The organism is Xanthomonas sp. NCPPB 3442 (assembly GCF_056725145.1).
On record NZ_CM161514.1, the window covers coordinates 4,819,746 to 4,836,706 of the forward strand.

Annotated in this window: 14 protein-coding genes; 7 read left to right on the forward strand and 7 right to left on the reverse strand. The window is 67.1% G+C overall.

The features are described 5' to 3' along the window. The first annotated feature begins 7 nt into the window (after positions 1-7). From manD to AC1POX_RS20855, 4 genes are all read left to right on the forward strand, one after another. Positions 8-1,267, forward strand: a complete 1,260-nt coding sequence (manD, locus tag AC1POX_RS20840; RefSeq protein WP_008577819.1) for a D-mannonate dehydratase ManD — start codon at positions 8-10, stop codon at positions 1,265-1,267. Positions 1,268-1,290: 23 nt separating this feature from the next. Then, complete coding sequence (locus AC1POX_RS20845) at positions 1,291-2,961, forward strand: glycoside hydrolase family 43 protein (protein WP_173427076.1); 1,671 nt, start codon at positions 1,291-1,293, stop codon at positions 2,959-2,961. Between the two features lie 2 nt (positions 2,962-2,963). Then, positions 2,964-5,672, forward strand: a complete 2,709-nt coding sequence (locus tag AC1POX_RS20850) for a glycoside hydrolase family 3 protein (RefSeq protein ID WP_372356561.1) — start codon at positions 2,964-2,966, stop codon at positions 5,670-5,672. Between the two features lie 148 nt (positions 5,673-5,820). Continuing rightward, positions 5,821-7,293, forward strand: a complete 1,473-nt coding sequence (locus AC1POX_RS20855) for a mannitol dehydrogenase family protein (RefSeq protein ID WP_372356562.1) — start codon at positions 5,821-5,823, stop codon at positions 7,291-7,293. Positions 7,294-7,374: 81 nt separating this feature from the next. Here AC1POX_RS20855 and AC1POX_RS20860 read toward each other — a convergent pair whose 3' ends face one another. After that, on the reverse strand, positions 7,375-7,764 hold the full coding sequence (locus AC1POX_RS20860) for a bleomycin resistance protein (protein WP_011349093.1): 390 nt from the start codon (positions 7,762-7,764) through the stop codon (positions 7,375-7,377). 108 nt (positions 7,765-7,872) lie between these two features. Then, the gene (locus tag AC1POX_RS20865; protein ID WP_065613382.1) at positions 7,873-8,283 is read right to left on the reverse strand and encodes a hypothetical protein; all 411 of its coding nucleotides are present in this window, start codon (positions 8,281-8,283) and stop codon (positions 7,873-7,875) included. A 239-nt stretch (positions 8,284-8,522) separates the two neighbouring features. On the opposite strand from AC1POX_RS20865, the gene AC1POX_RS20870 reads away from it, so the two are divergent. The 3 genes from AC1POX_RS20870 (at position 8,523) to AC1POX_RS20880 (ending at position 11,014) form a co-directional block, all read left to right on the forward strand. Next, complete coding sequence (locus tag AC1POX_RS20870) at positions 8,523-8,681, forward strand: DUF2256 domain-containing protein (protein WP_011349095.1); 159 nt, start codon at positions 8,523-8,525, stop codon at positions 8,679-8,681. A gap of 224 nt (positions 8,682-8,905) precedes the next feature. Continuing rightward, the gene (locus AC1POX_RS20875; RefSeq protein WP_057682275.1) at positions 8,906-9,439 is read left to right on the forward strand and encodes a hypothetical protein; all 534 of its coding nucleotides are present in this window, start codon (positions 8,906-8,908) and stop codon (positions 9,437-9,439) included. 552 nt (positions 9,440-9,991) lie between these two features. Further along, positions 9,992-11,014 (forward strand): Kelch repeat-containing protein, encoded by a 1,023-nt coding sequence (locus tag AC1POX_RS20880; RefSeq protein ID WP_218557839.1) that lies wholly within the window; start codon positions 9,992-9,994, stop codon positions 11,012-11,014. A 132-nt stretch (positions 11,015-11,146) separates the two neighbouring features. On the opposite strand, the gene AC1POX_RS20885 is transcribed toward AC1POX_RS20880, so the two are convergent. From AC1POX_RS20885 to AC1POX_RS20905, 5 genes are all read right to left on the reverse strand, one after another. Then, positions 11,147-11,893 (reverse strand): TetR/AcrR family transcriptional regulator, encoded by a 747-nt coding sequence (locus AC1POX_RS20885; RefSeq protein ID WP_029820776.1) that lies wholly within the window; start codon positions 11,891-11,893, stop codon positions 11,147-11,149. Between the two features lie 211 nt (positions 11,894-12,104). Next, positions 12,105-13,541 carry an aldehyde dehydrogenase family protein gene (locus AC1POX_RS20890; protein ID WP_372356563.1) on the reverse strand — a complete coding sequence of 479 codons (1,437 nt, stop codon included), beginning with the start codon at positions 13,539-13,541 and terminating at the stop codon, positions 12,105-12,107. 102 nt (positions 13,542-13,643) lie between these two features. Beyond that, positions 13,644-14,783: an MFS transporter gene (locus AC1POX_RS20895; protein ID WP_031424913.1), complete on the reverse strand. Its 1,140-nt coding sequence runs from the start codon at positions 14,781-14,783 to the stop codon at positions 13,644-13,646. 78 nt (positions 14,784-14,861) lie between these two features. Further along, a complete protein-coding gene (locus tag AC1POX_RS20900) occupies positions 14,862-15,503 on the reverse strand; it encodes a hypothetical protein (RefSeq protein ID WP_031424914.1) in 642 nt (213 codons plus the stop codon). Positions 15,504-15,507: 4 nt separating this feature from the next. Then, complete coding sequence (locus AC1POX_RS20905) at positions 15,508-16,956, reverse strand: aspartate aminotransferase family protein (protein WP_031424915.1); 1,449 nt, start codon at positions 16,954-16,956, stop codon at positions 15,508-15,510. Positions 16,957-16,961: the final 5 nt, after the last annotated feature.

Below are 16,961 nucleotides of genomic sequence, written 5' to 3' on the forward strand. Positions count from 1 at the left end.
GATCACGATGTCACAGACTTCCGACTCCCCTGCACCGCTGCAAGGCTCTGCCCGCGACCGCGAGATCGTCGAGGCGCGCGTCATCGTCACCTGCCCGGGCCGCAACTTCGTCACCTTGAAGATCCGCACTCGCTCAGGCATCACCGGGCTGGGCGATGCCACCCTCAACGGCCGCGAGCTGGCGGTGGCGGCGTATCTGCAGGAACACCTGGTGCCGAACCTGATCGGCCGCGATGCCGGGCGCATCGAGGACATCTGGCAGTTCTTCTACCGCGGTGCGTACTGGCGGCGTGGACCGGTGACGATGAGCGCGATCGCCGCGGTGGACGTGGCGTTGTGGGACATCCTGGGCAAGATGGCCGGCATGCCGTTGTACCAGCTGCTGGGCGGGCGCTCGCGCGAGGGTGCGTTGGTGTATGGCCATGCCAACGGCCGCGATATCGCCGAAACCAGCGACGAGGTGGGCCGCTTCCGCGAGATGGGCTTCATCGCGATTCGCGCGCAATGCGGCGTGCCCGGCATCAAGAAGACCTACGGCATTTCTGTCGGCGGCAAACCGTACGAACCGGCCGAAAGCGAGCTGCCCACCGAAACCGTGTGGTCCACGCCGCGCTATCTGGGCGTGGTGCCGAAGCTGTTCGAACAGCTGCGCAACGACCACGGCGACGCGATCGAGCTGCTGCACGACGCGCATCATCGGCTGACCCCGATCGAAGCCGCCCGGCTGGGTCGCGACCTGGAGCCGTACCGGCTGTTCTGGCTGGAAGATGCCACACCGGCGGAAAACCAGCGTGCGTTCGAGATCATTCGCCAGCACACCGTGACGCCGCTGGCAGTGGGTGAGGTGTTCAACTCGATCTGGGACTGCAAGCACCTGATCGAGCAGCAGCTGATCGACTACATCCGCACCACGATCGTCCACGCCGGCGGCATCACCCATGTGCGCCGGCTGGCCGATTTCGCCGCGCTGCATCAGGTGCGCACCGGCTTCCACGGCGCCACCGACCTCTCGCCGGTGTGCATGGGCGCCGCCCTGCACTTCGACACCTGGGTGCCCAACTTCGGCATCCAGGAATACATGTTCCATTCCGACGAGGCCAATGCGGTGTTCCCGCACGACTACCAATTCCGCGATGGCCGCCTGCACTGCGGCGAAACCCCGGGGCATGGCGTGGACATCGACGAAGCGCTTGCAGCGAAGTATCCCTACGTGCCCAAGCAGCTGCCGATCGCGCGACTGGAAGACGGCGCGATGTGGGATTGGTGATGCGCGCGTTTTCTGCCACGTGTGTGGCCCTGCTGATGGCCTTGGCGGTGCCTGCGAACACGCAGGCGCAGGCCGCTGCCGATGTTGCGTTCGACTGGTTCGAATACCGCGGCGACGATGCGGTGTTCGCCACGCCGCTGCCGGCCGGGCACTACCGCAATCCGGTGCTGGCCGGTTTCTACCCGGACCCCAGCATCACGCGTGTGGGAGAGCGCTATTACCTGGTCAATTCGACGTTTACCTACTTTCCGGCGATCCCGGTGCTGGAGAGCACCGATCTTGTGCATTGGACCCAGATCGGCAACGTGGTCGAACGCCGCGAGCAGCTCGACTACGACGGGCTGCGCATGTCGCGCGGCATGTATGCCGCCAGCATCCGCCATCACGACGGGCGTTTTTACGTGGTGGGTACCTCGGTCGACAGCGGTGGCAATTTCATCGCCAGTGCCAGCAATGCGGCGGGCCCATGGTCGGCATTGACATGGTTGCCCAGCATCGACGGCATCGACCCGTCCCTGTTCTTCGATACCGATGGCAGCGCGTACCTGCTCAACAACGGCCCGCCGGAAGGCACGCCGTTGTACGACGGGCATCGCGCGATCTGGATGCAGCGCTTCGATATCGCGAAGAATGCGCCTGTCGGCCCGCGCAAGGTGCTGCTCAATGGCGGCGTGGACCTGGCCAGCAAGCCGATCTGGATCGAAGGCCCGCACCTGTATCAACGCGACGGGTGGTACTACCTCTCGTGTGCGGAGGGCGGCACCGGGCCGCAGCATTCGCAGGTGGTGTTGCGCAGCCGCAACGTGTGGGGGCCGTATGCACCGGCACCGAACAACCCCATTCTGACCCAACGCGACCTGCCGGCCGGGCGCGCGCATCCGGTCAGCAATGCCGGCCACGTGGACCTGGTCGACACACCGGACGGGCAGTGGTGGGCGGTGTTTCTCGCCAGCCGTCCGTATCGCGGCGATCACTACAACACCGGGCGCGAAACGTTTTTGCTGCCGGTGCAGTGGCGCGATGGCTGGCCCTCGATCCTGCCGGCGGGACAGCCGATTCCTTACATCGCCAAGGCGCCCGCAGGCATGAAGGCAGTTGCCACGCAGGCACCATTGTCGGGCAACTTCGTCTGGCATGACGATTTCGATCAGGCCACGCTGCAACGCGAATGGCTGACCGTGCGCGTGCCAAAGCACGACGTGGCCGACCTGCGCACGCGGGCAGGCTGGTTGACGTTGCATGCCAGCAGCCAGGGGCTGGACGGTACCGGCACGCCCGCGTTTCTCGCACGCCGCCAGCAACATCTGCGTTTCACCGCCAGCACCGCACTGGAGGTCCCGACCCAGGCGGGCATCAGTGCAGGCTTGGCCGCATTTCAGAATTCGACCGCGTGGTATGCACTCGGCGCCCGTCGCGATGGCGATGCCGTCCAGGTGTTTCTGGACAAGCGCGAGGGCGCGGCCACCACCACGCTGGCGCAGACCCGCATCCCGGCCACTGCACAGCTGCGGCTGCAGATCAGCGGCGATGGTGGTGCGTATAGCTTCGCCTTCGATGCCGATGGCCGCGGCTGGCAATGGCTACGCCGCAACGACGACGCCAGCTTTCTCAGCACCGAAAAGGCCGGCGGCTTCGTCGGCAGCGTGATCGGGCCATTCGCCCAATCGCATCCCGACCGCCCTTCACAGGACTGACCATGCCTTCGCATCCGCCCGCCCCGTTTCGTTCGCTCGCGCATGGTGTCCTGCTCGCACTGGCATGTACCGCAGGCGCTGCCCATGCAGCGACACCGCCGCCGTATCTGGATACCCAACGCAGTTTCGAACAACGCGCGGCCGATCTGGTGTCGCGCATGACGCTGGAAGAAAAGGCCGCGCAGATGCAGAACGCTGCGCCGGCGATTCCGCGCCTGGGGGTGCCGGCCTACGATTGGTGGAACGAGGCCCTGCATGGCGTGGCGCGCGCCGGCGGGGCGACGGTGTTCCCGCAGGCGATCGGCATGGCCGCCACCTTCGACCTGCCGCTGATGCACGAGGTGGCCACCGCCATCAGCGACGAGGCGCGTGCCAAGCATCATCAGTTCCTGCGCCAGAACCAGCACGCGCGCTATCAGGGGCTGACCTTCTGGTCGCCGAACATCAATATCTTCCGCGATCCACGCTGGGGCCGCGGGCAGGAGACCTACGGCGAGGATCCCTTCCTCACCGCGCGCATGGGCGTGACCTTCGTGCAGGGCCTGCAGGGCGAAGGCGCCGACGCACCGAAGAACGCGCAAGGTGAGCCGTACCGCAAGCTCGACGCCACCGCCAAGCATTTCGCCGTGCACAGCGGCCCGGAAGCCGACCGTCACCACTTCGATGCGCGCCCCTCCCAGCGCGACCTGTACGAGACCTACCTGCCGGCGTTCGAGGCACTGGTCAAGGACGGCAAGGTGGATGCGGTGATGGGTGCCTACAACCGCGTGTACGGCGAGTCGGCCAGTGCCAGCAAGTTCCTGCTGCAGGATGTGCTGCGCCAGCAATGGGGCTTCAAGGGCTACGTGGTGTCCGATTGCTGGGCAATCGTGGATATCTGGAAGCACCACAAGATCGTCGCCACCCGCGAACAAGCCGCCGCGCTGGCAGTCAAGCACGGCACCGAACTGGAATGCGGAGAGGAGTATTCCACCCTGCCGGCGGCGGTCCGCCAGGGTCTGATCGACGAGGCGCAGATCGACACCGCGTTGAAGACCTTGATGACCGCGCGCATGCGCCTGGGCATGTTCGATCCGCCCGGGCAGTTGCCGTGGTCGACGATTCCCGCCTCGGTCAACCAGTCGCCGGCGCACGATGCGCTGGCGCGGCGCACCGCGCGCGAATCGCTGGTGCTGCTGAAGAACGATGGCCTGTTGCCGTTGTCGCGGGCCAAGCTCAAGCGCATCGCGGTGATCGGCCCCACCGCCGATGACACCATGGCACTGCTCGGCAACTATTACGGCACGCCGGCCGCGCCGGTCACCGTACTGCAAGGCATCCGCGCCGCGGCCCCGAATGCGCAGGTGCTGTACGCGCGCGGCGCTGACCTGGTCGAGGGGCGCGACGACCCCGCCGCCACGCCGCTGATCGAACCGCAATACCTGCGGCCGTCGGCCAACTCGCCCGAACGCGGTTTGCGGGGCGAGTATTTTCGCAACCGCGATTTGTCCGGCACGCCGGCCCTGGTGCGCGTGGATGCGCAAATCGGCTTCAAATGGGACCGCGGTTCGCCGACCGACAATCTGCTGGCGCGTGGCGAGGCTGGCCCGAGCGAGGCGGTGCCGGCGGACAACTTCAGCATCCGCTGGAGCGGCCAGCTGGTTCCGCCGACCACCGGCACCTACCACCTGGAAGCAGCCGCCGACGACGGCGTGCGCCTGTACCTGGACGGCAAGCCGGTGATCGACCGTTGGAGCACCAGCGACCGCCTGCACGCCGATGGCGTCGACGTGCAGCTGCAGGCCGGCCGTGCCTACCAGGTGCGGCTGGAATACTTCGAAGGCGAGCGCGATGCCGCCGTGCGCCTGGCCTGGCGGCAACCCGGGGCCAAGCCGCCCTTGCAGGAGGCGCTGGACGTGGCGCGCAGCGCCGATGTGGTGGTCTTCGTCGGTGGCCTGACCGGCGATGTCGAAGGCGAAGAGATGAAGGTGAACTACCCCGGATTTGCCGGCGGCGACCGCACCGACCTGCGCCTGCCCAAGCCGCAGCGCGACCTGCTCGAAGCCTTGCAGGCCACCGGCAAGCCGGTGGTGGCGGTGCTGACCACCGGCTCGGCGCTGGCCATCGATTGGGCGCAGCAGCACCTGCCGGCGATCCTGCTGGCCTGGTATCCCGGCCAGCGCGGCGGCACCGCGGTGGCCGACACGCTGTTCGGCGATGCCAACCCGGGCGGCCGCTTGCCGGTGACGTTCTACAAGGAAAGCGAAACCCTGCCGGCGTTCGACGACTACGCCATGCGCGGCCGCACCTACCGCTACTTCGGCGGCACGCCGCTGTATCCGTTCGGCCACGGCCTGTCGTACACGCAGTTCGCCTATTCCGGCCTGCGCCTGGACCGCACCACCATCGCAGCCGATGGCTCGCTTACTGCCACCGTCACGGTGAAGAACACCGGCCAACGCGCAGGCGATGAGGTAGTGCAGCTGTATCTGCATCCGCTCACCCCGCAACGCGAACGTGCCGGCAAGGAATTGCACGGATTTCAACGTATCGCCCTGCAGCCGGGCGAGCAGCGCGCGTTGCATTTCACCCTCGACGCAAAGAACGCGCTGCGCATCTACGACGCGCAGCGCAAGGCGTATGCGGTGGACCCTGGCGCCTATGAAGTGCAGATCGGCGCCTCCAGTGCAGATATCCGCGCCAGGCAGCGCTTTACCGTGACCGACAAGTAACAGCCGCCCACACTCTCGCCATGCGGCCGTGGCAAGCAATCGCTTCGGCCGCGATTGCTGTAAATCCCCTTTCCTTGCGGGAAAGGGGTTGGGGGTGAGGGTTCGGCACAGCTCCTCCTCCAAGCACTCCTACCTCACAGGCGACACGATGCAAGCACCACGTCTTTCGCTCGACACCCTGGCCACATTGCCGCCGGTGGTTTCAAGGCCCAGCTATGACCTGGCAAGAACCACCATCGGCATCGTGCATCTCGGCGCAGGCGCCTTCCACCGTGCTCACCAGGCCGTCTATATCGACGACCTGCTTGCCGAAGACCCCAGCTGGGCCATCAGCGCCGTCTCGCTGCATCGCCCGCACGTGCGCGATGCCTTGCGCCCACAGCATGGTCTGTACACCCTCGCCCTGCTCGACGAACACCCGCAGCTGCGCGTCATCGGTGCCATCCGCGAAGTACTGTGCGCCGCAGACGAACACGCCGCCGTGCTCGCGCGCCTTGCAGACCCGGCAGTGCGCCTGGTCACGCTGACCATCACCGAGAAAGGCTATTGCCTGGCCGGCGACACGCTCGACCTCTCGCATCCGGACATCGCCCACGACATCGCCCATCCCGCGAGTCCACGCAGTGCCATCGGCTACCTCGTCGCCGGCCTGCAGCGGCGCAGGCACAACGGCACCGCGCCGTTCACTGCGTTGAGCTGCGACAACCTCACCGACAACGGCACGCTGCTGCAGCGCGCGGTCGTGCGGCTTGCAGAACAGACCGACCCCGCGCTTGCGCAATGGATCACGCGGCACGCAGCCTTCCCGCGCTCGATGGTCGACAGCATCACGCCCGCCACCGATGACGCGCTGCGCACGCGCGTACACGATCAGCTTGGCGTGCACGATGCCTGGCCGATCCAGCGCGAGCGCTACAGCCAGTGGGTGATCGAAGACCGCTTCAGCAATGGTCGCCCCGCATTCGAGCACGCCGGCGTCACCCTGAGCGAAGACATCGCCGGCTACGCGCGCGCCAAGCTGCGCCTGCTCAACGCGCCGCACTCGGCGCTGGCCTATCTCGGCAGCCTGCTGGACCTGGAAACCGTGGCCGACGCCATGCGTCACCGCGAACTTGCCGCGTACCTGGAAACGTTGATGCGCGCGGAGATCGCCCCCACCCTGCAGGCCATGCAGGGCTTTGATGCGCAACGCTACAGCGACGCCATCCTTGCCCGTTTTCGCAATCCCGCCATTGGTCACCTGCTCGCCCAGATCGCCTGGGACGGCTCGCAGAAACTCCCGGTGCGCCTGCTCGGCACGATCGGCGACGCACTCGCTACCGGCCGACCGATCCAGCGCCTATGCCTGGCCGTTGCGGCGTGGCTGCATTTCGTCCGCAGGCAGGCGCACAACGGCGTTCCGCTGACCGACCCGTTGAACGATGTCCTCAGCGCGCTTGGCCGCAACGCGACTGGCGATGCAGGTCATGATGTCGCTGATTTTCTGACATTGGAGGCGGTGTTCGGATCGTTGCCCGCAGACGCACGTTTTCGTGCGTCCTTGCAGGCGGCTTATGCAGCGCTCGGCATGGCCACCCCTGCTGAAGTGACACACGCCCTTGGGTCGATGGGTGACGTGTAAGACGGTGCACAGCACCATCTCATTGGCGAGCGGTGGAATCAGGCGGGGCGAGCAGTGCAGTCGCCTCGCCCACGCAATGCATCACCCGGACGCGATCACCTGCCCGATCCGCAGCAGATTGCCGCTCTCATCGACGATGGCGAACTCACGCATGCCCCAGGGCTTGTCGCCAACCGGGTCGAGCCGTGGAATGCCTTGCTCGGGCAAGGCGGCAAGCTTCATCGCTGCGTGGACGGCATCCACATCGCCTACCCTGATGTAACAGCCCGCATAACAGCCGGCCGGATCCAGGTCCGGATGCGCGAAGAAGTGCAGCTCCACATCGCCACGTCGCAGGATTGCGTAACCTGCATCATGCGGATGCGCATCGCCGACAAAGCCCAGCTGCCGATAGAACGCCACCGTCTGCGGAATCGAACGGCTCGGCAGGGTCGGGATGGTTTGCGTTTCTACATTGATGCTGGTGTCCATGACCAACCTCCGTGTATCCAAGCTTCAGAAGCGCTTATGTGAGCAGCTCGATGGAAGTGACAGGCTCGCTCCCCACGCGCCTCAAAAGTCCTGGCGGCGGTTACGGTATCAAACCGTATTCGGTCGCGTGACGCCACGCGTCTCCGACAGACGCATCAGCACCACGATCACCAGGACCAGAAAGCTCAGCTCCCATACGTAGAAGGCTGCGCCTACCCGGTCGATCATCACTTCGTGTCCGGCTTCGTTTTTCAGATAGCGGGTGGCACGAAAGGTATCCATGCCGATCAGGCATGCCGACAGCAGCAGGCCCAATGCCGTCCTATCAGATTTGAAGAGGTAACAGAGCCACGCACTGAAGAACAGCAGGTTGCCTAACCAGGCGACGCATTGGCCGTCGAGCACCTGGATCCAGCCGAACAGGAGCAGGACAACGCCGCTCACGTGCTCGGCACCACCATGCAGTGCAGGAAGGCAGAGTGCGGCAACGTACAAAAGGGCCGACGCGACCAGCAACAATGTTTTCACGCACGTCCTTGTTTGAGAATGTGAGCGTGCCGCCTTGCGATGTCCGAGACGTGCCGCCAAACCGCTTCCTGCTAACTATAACAAAGCGTGCGCGCCGGTCTCCCCGCCCATGTACTGCTGTGTTCTGGGCAGCTGCCTGCATGAAGTCCGAGACGGCATTTTGCAGTGGACCTCGCTATGACATGCTTTGCACCCCCCTGCACCGACACGTGTCCCAGTCCTTCCAGCCTATGGCAACACGCAAAAAACAGGATCTACCGGAGAAGGTCTGCGTGCAATGCGGGCGGCCGTTTCGTTGGCGCAAGAAGTGGGAGCGTGTGTGGGACCAGGTGAAGTACTGCTCGGACCGATGCCGGGGCGACAGCAAGCGCCACCGCTCCACGGCTTAGTCGGCACTGCCTCGGACCGGGGGCATGCCGACAAGAGACGGGCCTGTGCCGCCGCACCTCCGAGCGCAGCATGCACAAACGCGCGTTAACGATACCGCTATTTCTTCCCTGCACGCTGTTTCGTGCCGCCGGACTTGGCCGCACGCTTGCTCGTGCTGCGCTTGCTGGCGACGGCCATGTTGTCCACCAGATTCGGATATGGGCGGCCTGCGGCTTTTGCGCGCTTGCGGGCCTGGGTCTTCTGCGATGCAGACAGTGGCTTGGAGCGCGAAGCGCTCTTTGGGCTGGACGTGCTCCAGGGCGCGGACGTCTTGCCTGCACGCTGTTTCGCAGCTGTGGAGGTGCTCTTCTTCTTGGCCGCAGTGCGCCTTGATGGCGCTTTCTTGGTCGCGCCTTTCTTCTCAGCCGCGCTGCTCCTTGCTGCAGCTTTCTTGCTTGCCTTGCTTGCCTTGCGTGCGACCTTGGACGATGCAGTCTTTCTGGCAGAGGCGCTTGCGGCCGCCGTTTTTTTCGTGGTGCGCTTATTCGGTGCGGTCTTTTTTGCGACTGTCTTTTTTGCTGACTTCTTGGTCGCCGTTTTTTTGGCTGCGGCTTGCCTGGTTGCACTCTTCTTTGCTTTAACCTTCTTTACAGCAGTCTTTTTCGAGCCATTTCCGCTGCTGGCGCCCTTCGTCGCGCTTGCCTGGTGCAGGCGCGCGTACACACGCGCTGCCCAGCGCTGGCCTGCATCGCCGCCCCAGAGCAGCCAGGCGATGTAGCCGGCCGATGGCGCCTTGGCATCCGCCCAACCCTTGCCGCTCTTGTCCACGCTGTGTCGCGCGAAGTACGCATGCATGCGTCCAATGGTCTGTGCAGACAGCGACGTTTGTGCGGAGAGATCGCGCGCACGCGCCACACCAACGGCGGTACCGCCACGGCCGTGCTGCTCGCGCAGGCGCAGTCCACGCGCCGCCGCAGCGGCGACGCTCTTGGGCGGCGTTGTCGCCGAACGGGAAGTTGTCGGGGAACGCGTCACGCAGGTCTCCTGTCATTGCGGTCGCGGTAGTGTTTGCATACGCGGTGCTGTCGGACGTGAAGAGCCGGCGTCTCCCCGGGCACTTGCAAGCAGCAAAGGCGCTGGGCTTGTTGAAGTGCGCTGCGTATCCGGCTGCAACACCGCAATCAGATGATCGACCACTGCCATCGTCAAGCGTGGTGGCAGCGCTGAACTGTCGCGGTCGCTACGTGCGTCGCGGCTCTGTCCGCTTTCTGCTATGGCGGTGCGTCGACAGGTAAGTAGACTGGCCGCTCTTTGCAACCAAGGAACACCGATGCATCGCTTGGCAACGTCTTTCTGCGCGGTGTTCCTGCTCGTGGTGGCCGCAAGCATGCCTGTCAGCGGGCAGGCCAATGACCTCGAACCAGCCGGATCGACCAGCAAGCGGCAATGGCGCGCGGTGCAGGCGCAGGGCGAGCCGCACGCACGCCACGAAAACAGCATGGCCGCCATTGGCGAGCGCCTGTATTTGCTCGGCGGTCGCGGCGAACGCCCGCTGGATATCTTCGATACCCGCACCCGGCGCTGGTCGCGCGGCAGCGCACCGCCATTGGCCGTCAACCACGCCCAGGCGGCGGTCTGGGCAGGCAAGCTCTATCTGGTGGGCGGGTTTACCGGCGACTATCCCAACGAAGTGGCGTTGACGCATCTGCTGATCTACGACCCGGCCACCGACCGCTGGCAGACGGGCGCGGAGATTCCTGCCGATCGCCGCCGCGGTTCGGCCGGTACCGTCGCGCACGACGGAGTGCTGTATCTGGTGGGTGGCAATACGCGTGGCCACAACAGCGGCTATGTGCCCTGGCTGGACGCCTTCGACACGCGGACCCAGCGCTGGACGCGCCTGCCCGATGCGCCGCATGCGCGCGATCACTTCCAGGCCGTGGTGCTCGACGGCAAGCTCTACGCGGGCGGCGGGCGCCGGTCTTCGCACGACACCGGCGACACGCTGTCGCAAACAATTCCGCAGCTGGATATCTACGATCTGCGGCAGGCCACCTGGTCGGTGGCCGATGCCACGCTGCCCACCCCGCGCGCGGGCGCGGCAACCGTCGCGCATCACGGCCGGGTCATGCTGTTGGGCGGCGAAAGCACGGCCCAGGTCGCCGGCCACGCGGAGGTGGAGTCCTACGACCCGGCCACCGCGCGGTGGGAGACCGGTCCGGCCTTGCCGCGCGGCAGGCACGGCACGCAGGCGGCACAGGTGGGCGAGGATCTGTACATCGCCGCAGGCAGCGGCAACCGCGGCGGCGGACCGGAACTGCAGGATCTGCTCGTGCTGCCGTCATTGCCCTGAGCGTTGCATGCGGCGCAGGTGTGCTTGCGGCATTCAGCGCCTGCGAGCAGCCGCATTGCACCTGCCAGATGCCTCGGTGCAGGGAAGGCGCGTCCTTCGCAGGCTCTGACGACCGCGCCCGCTGCCGGCCCATCACCCAGCGCGGTTTGAACGCCGTGCCGGTGGCGAACCTCGCCGGCGCTCCACAGCGCTGCCTTTCGGCACATCGGCCGTTGCATCGCGCAACTGCTCGACGTGGCCGGCGATCATCGTGCCGACTGTCTCGGCCACCGCACGGCTGCTCAGTCGCACATCGAACAGCAGCTCCACGGTCGCATAGATCAGGTCCACCACGATGCGGCTGACCAGACGCAGTTGGCGCGGGTCTGCATCGGGAAAGAATTCGGCGAGCATGCGCACCTGCGCCTTGGTGACCTGCGCGTGCGAGTCCAGGCGCACCTGCTGCAAGGCCGGCACCGCACGCAGCGCGCGCAGGATCCAGACACCGCCCTCGGTGGCCTTGGTCACCCGGTAGGTCTCCAGCACCAGGCCGGTCAGCGCCTGCTGCACCTGTTCGCGCGAACCGGACATCGCCTGCGGCGTGATCCACTTGGGCACCAGCGCGTTCTGCCGCTGCATCAGGCGCGTGCCGAGCTCGGACAACAAGGCATATTTGTTGGGAAAGTAGCGGTACAGCGCCGGTGGCGTCAGTCCGGCATGCGCACAGACCAGATTGGTGGACAGCCGTTCCACGCCGACATCGCCGAGCAATTGCGCGGTCACCGCCAGGATATGTTCGTAGGTCTCGGTCGCGCGATGCTGGGCCGGGAGCTTGTTGCCGGTCAGCCTGGGCGCGGGCGCCTTGAGCGGCGCGCGCGGACGGGACTTGGTCGTGGACATGGGCGGGGGATTCCTCGAACACGGAGTGATGCGTCGGCCAGACCACCGCGACTGCACCTGCGCCGTTGCGTCGCTGCTGCATCGCGCCGGCCAGGCGGCGTCCATCGTCTGCAGTAGCGCCATGCCACCGCCAAGCCATGCGCCTGCACGGCCGGTGTTTGCCAGAGCCACATCATACGCGCTGCGTCGCGGGCGATCTGTGCCGCGCGCGTCATCGGCGGGCCAGCCAGGCGGTCAATGCGGTGGCCACGCGGTGCTGCCAGCCCCGATACGGCGGAAAGAAGGCCCGCGCGGTCAGCAGGCGGCCGCCGCGCAATACCGCACGTTCGTGCGAAAACGCCTTGAATCCATGCAGGCCATGCGCGCTGCCGATCCCCGACTGGCCAATGCCGCCGAACGGCAAGCCGGTGTGCATGAATTGCTGCAGGCAGTGATTGACCACCACGCTGCCGGAGCTGCTGCGCGCCAGCACGCGGGCGACCTGTGCGGCATCGTTGCTCCACAGATACAGCGCCAACGGCTTGGCGGCGGCGTCGAGTCCGGCGAGCACGGTGTCGAGATGGTCGAAGGTCACCACCGGCAGCACCGGCCCGAAGATTTCTTCCTGCGCGATGCGCGCGTGTTCCGGAACATCGGCCAATACCGTCGGGGCGATGAAACGCTGCGCCACGTCATGCTCGCCGCCGGCCACCAGCTCGGCACCGGCAGCGCGCGCTTCATCGATCAGGGCCGCCAGGCGCGCCGCATGGCCGACATGGATCATGCGCGCCAGGTCGGGGCTGGCAGCCACCGCCGCCGCGCTGCTGCCGTAGCGCTGCGCCAGCAGTTCGCGGCACCGCTGCAGCAGTGCCGTGCGGACCTCGCGATGCACGAACAGCGTATCGGGCGCGATGCAGGTCTGCCCGGCATTGACCAGCTTGCCCCACACCAGCACCTGCGCGGCGCGTTCCAGGTTGGCGCTGCGGTCGACGATGGCCGGCGATTTGCCGCCCAGCTCCAGCGTCACCGAGGCCAGCTGGGCGGCAGCGGCGGCCATGACCTGCCGCCCCACTGCCGGTGAGCCGGTGAAGAACACATGGTCGAACGGGCAGGCCAGCAAGCGCTGCGCAGTGGCCACCCCGCCCTGCACCATCGCCACTTCGGAAGGGTCGAACGCCTCGGCCAGCAGCTCGCGCAGCACCGCGTTGACCTGCGGGGTGAATTCGGACGGCTTGAGGATGGCGGTGTTGCCTGCCGCCAGCGCCGAGACCAGCGGCCCCAGCACGGTGGCAACCGGATAATTCCATGGGCCGATGATCAGGCAGCGGCCCTTGGGCTGATAGCCGATCTGCGCGTGCGTGCCCAGCGTCAGCAAGGTGGGCGACACCTTGCGCGGGCGCATCCAGCGCGGCAGCCTGGCGATGGCGGCGGCGATTTCGTCGACCACCGGCAACAGCTCGCTCAGCTCCACTTCCAGTGCCGGCTTGCCGAAGTCGCCGGCAAAGGCGGCATACAGGGCCTGCCGCCGCGCCAGCAGCGCGCTGCGCAACGCGCGCAGGCGCTCGCGCCGCTGCGCGGCGGTGGAACTGCGCCAGGCCGCGGCCACCGGCTGCTGGGCGGCGAACACTGCCGCGATGTCCTCGGCGCAGACGTCCAGGTCAGCGTGCATGACGCGCACGCCCCTGCTGCAAGCGCAAACGCTGCAAACGCATCCGCGACCGGCGCGTTGGACACGCCGGCACGCTGCAGCCCATTCCGCACACGCTGTCGCTCATCGATCCCCCCTGTTCGGCTGCGCTCCGGCCGGCGCCCCGCGGCGCTGGTCGCGGCCGGCTGCCGCCGCCAGGACCGCCGCCAGCAGTGCGGCGGCCAGACTGAACGCCGGTACCGGAGCCGGATCATCGTGCTGCAGCAGCAGCGAAGCGAGCAAGGGGCCGGCTGCCGATCCCAGCAACTGCACCGCCGGCACCAGCACCGCCACCCGGCCATGCGCGTCGGCACCGAACGCCAGGCCCACGTGGAAGGGCATCAGGAACATCCAGACCAGGCCGAAGCCCACGCAGGCAACCGTGAACGCGGCAGTGCCGGCCGGCGCCGCACGCGCCATGATGGCCGCCACCGCTGCCAGCACCAGGCTGCCGACCACCAGGGTGCGCGCGTGACCGAGCCGGCGCACCCACCAGATCGCCGCCAGCGCGCCGACGATCTGCATCGCCAGCACCAGCGAGGTGTGCGCCTGCACCGCCCCGGCATCCAGGCCCGCGCGCAACCCCAACGGTTCCAGGTACGCCCACAGCGCGCCGGTCGCGGCCATCTGCACGAAGGCAATCAGCAAGGGCAACAGGGTTGTCGGCGACCAGCGCACGCGGCTGGCCGGCGCGGTTGCGCTCACCGCAGACAGGGTCGCCGGCAGCAACGGTGTCAGCAGGGCCGCGCACAGCGTCACCGCGCCCAGCGCCACGAAACCGCCTTTCCAGCCGGTGGACGGCAGCACCCACAATGCCAGCAGGTTCGCCAGTGCGATCTGCGCCACCGCCTGGGTCAGCATGAACACCGCGGTGACCCGATCCGGCTTGGCCGCGCGCACGATGGTCAGGGTCGCCACCCACAACAGCAGCCCCTCCGCCAGGCCGGCAGCTGCGCGTACCAGCACGAATGCGGTGTCGCCGACCGCCTGGGTGGTGGCCAGGTCCAGCAGTGCCGCCAACAGCGCCGCCAGCACGGCGACCTGGCGCTGCCAGCGGTGCGGCAACAGCGCATCGCCCAGCGCCACGCCCAGGCCCAGCGCGACGATCTCCCCCATTGCCACGATGCCCACGCCGGAGAGCGTGATCAGCTTCTGCTCGACCAATGTTCCCAGCAGGATCGGCTGTACGCCCAGGATGAGCAGGGCGATCGAACCGATCAACAAACCGGACGGCAACCCCTGCGAGGCGGGAACGGCCACGGCGGACAACGCGGATGGATGACTGCTGCGCATGAGATGCCCTCAGTAGGCCGTGCTTTCGGTGGGCAGGGCGCCATTGGCGAATGCGGCGCTCGCACGTACCTGGTCCTTGCGCAGACGCCCGTTGGCGATGCGACGCACCCACCACGGCAGCTGCCGGGTGGGTCCTCCGGTGGCCGCCGCCAGCACATACGCCTTGGCGCACTTTTCGAACAACGCGATGTTCAGCGCCAGGCGACGCGCACTGGTGCCCAGGCACAGCGGCCGCCGTGCCACCAGCACGGCATTGCCGATCGCCCCGGCCAGCGTGGCCGCCGCGTCGGCCGCGCGCACCGGCGGCGGCATCGGCCCCAGATGCCGCGCCTGTTCGTCGAACACCTGCGGCAACGCGCCGCCGCAGTCGGCCAGGCAGTGGCCGAAGGCACCGGCCGACCACGCCACCGCCCCCACATCGCCACGCTGCGCATAGACCTGCGCATGCAGGCGCTGCGCCGCATCCAGCGCGGCATCCTCGCGCCAGTCCAGCAGCAGCGGCGTTGACGCGGTGGCGCTGCCGATCCATATCTGCGTGGCGCCCGGGCAACGCAACGACAAGGCCGCGTCATCGTCGCCGAGCAAGTGGGAGGCCTGCAGCCGTTCGCGGGTCTGCAGCCAGGTGTCGCGCAGGGCATCGGTGGCGTTCATCGGCTCAGACCAGTGCAAAGACATCGTCGAAACGGTTCAGGGCCTCGTCGATCACCGCATCGGTGTCGGCCATGCTGGTGTAGATGCGGCTACCGGCCAGGGTGATCAGGCCATGCGCCGAATACGCCGCGCCCATCTCTTCCATCATGTGCTTGCGCGCCTTGGCTTCGTTGCGCACGCGCCAGAGTTTGTAGAGGTTGCCGGTGTCCAGCAGCAGCACGCCGGAGGTCTGCAGGTGCACGATCGAGCCCATGTTGTAGACCACGTACGGCAATCCGCGGCGCTGGATGATCGTCTCCAGACCCGCACGCAGGCGATCGCCGGCGCGACCGGCGCGGCCGGCGGCATCGTTCTGCTGCGCTTCCAGCAACGCGTAGTAGCCGGCCACGCAGGACAGCGGATTGGCCGAGAGCGTGCCGCCGACAAAGGCGCGCCGCGCGGTCGTGCCGATGCCGCCCACCAGGCTCATCATGACCTCGCGGCGGCCACCGATCGCCCCGGCCATCGGATAGCCGCCGGCCAGGCACTTGCCCAGCACGGTGATGTCCGGCGCAACGCCGAAGTAGCCTTGCGCACCGCCGGGGCCCAACCGGAAACCGGTGACCACTTCGTCGAAGATCAGCAGCGCCCCGAACTCGTCGCACAGCGCGCGCACCTGGCGGTTGTAGTCCGCATGCACCGGGCGGGTGCCGCTCTCCGGCCCCAGCGGTTCCAGCAGCACCGCCGCGGTGCCGCCGCGCAGGCGATTGAATTGCAGCTTGCGGCGCAACGCGTCCAGATCGTTGGGCAGGCATTCCTGGGTATGCGCGGTCGCCCCACGCGGAATGCCGATCGCTTCCATGCGGCCGGTGCCGGGCAGGCGCAGGCCGTACACCAACTGGTCGCTCCAGCCGTGATACGCACCGCCGATCTTGATGATCCAGCGCTTGCGGGTATACGCGCGCGCCAGGCGCACCGCGCCCATCACCGCCTCGGTTCCCGAACCGAGCAGGCGCACCATCTCCACCGCCGGCATGCTGGCGCAGACCAGCTCGGCCAGTTTGACCTCGTATTCGTGCAGCAGTCCGGTCACCGGTCCGCACTGGTCCAGCACCTCGTTGACGCGTGCGCGCAACGCCGGCGGGTTGGAGCCGAGCAAGGTCGGTCCGCCAGCCTGCAGGAAATCGATGTAGCGGTTGTCGTCGACGTCGGTCAGGTAGGCGCCCTCGGCGCTGCGCATCGCCAGCGAGAACGGGTAATTGAAGGCCAGGTTGTGCTGCACGCCGCCGGGAATCACCCGCTGCGCGGCGTCGCCCAACTGCTTGGAGCCTTGGCAGCGCTGCTCGAAGTAGCGCATCACCTTGTCCATGCCTTCGCGCCGGACCGGCCGCATCGGCTGTTTGACCAACGCATCGAAGCGGCGATACAGCTGGTCCACATCGGGCCATTGCGAAATCGCGGAAGTCACGCTCATTGTCG

Excerpts from the sequence above, each read along its gene's own strand:
- AC1POX_RS20900 (WP_031424914.1), bottom strand. The coding sequence starts at position 15,503 with ATGAACGCCACCGATGCCCTGCGCGACACCTGGCTGCAGACCCGCGAA.
- AC1POX_RS20890 (WP_372356563.1), bottom strand. The coding sequence starts at position 13,541 with ATGCACGCTGACCTGGACGTCTGCGCCGAGGACATCGCGGCAGTGTTC.
- AC1POX_RS20905 (WP_031424915.1), bottom strand. The coding sequence starts at position 16,956 with ATGAGCGTGACTTCCGCGATTTCGCAATGGCCCGATGTGGACCAGCTG.
- AC1POX_RS20880 (WP_218557839.1), top strand. The coding sequence starts at position 9,992 with ATGCATCGCTTGGCAACGTCTTTCTGCGCGGTGTTCCTGCTCGTGGTG.
- manD (WP_008577819.1), top strand. The coding sequence starts at position 8 with ATGTCACAGACTTCCGACTCCCCTGCACCGCTGCAAGGCTCTGCCCGC.
- AC1POX_RS20850 (WP_372356561.1), top strand. The coding sequence starts at position 2,964 with ATGCCTTCGCATCCGCCCGCCCCGTTTCGTTCGCTCGCGCATGGTGTC.
- AC1POX_RS20855 (WP_372356562.1), top strand. The coding sequence starts at position 5,821 with ATGCAAGCACCACGTCTTTCGCTCGACACCCTGGCCACATTGCCGCCG.
- AC1POX_RS20885 (WP_029820776.1), bottom strand. The coding sequence starts at position 11,893 with ATGTCCACGACCAAGTCCCGTCCGCGCGCGCCGCTCAAGGCGCCCGCG.
- AC1POX_RS20860 (WP_011349093.1), bottom strand. The coding sequence starts at position 7,764 with ATGGACACCAGCATCAATGTAGAAACGCAAACCATCCCGACCCTGCCG.
- AC1POX_RS20870 (WP_011349095.1), top strand. The coding sequence starts at position 8,523 with ATGGCAACACGCAAAAAACAGGATCTACCGGAGAAGGTCTGCGTGCAA.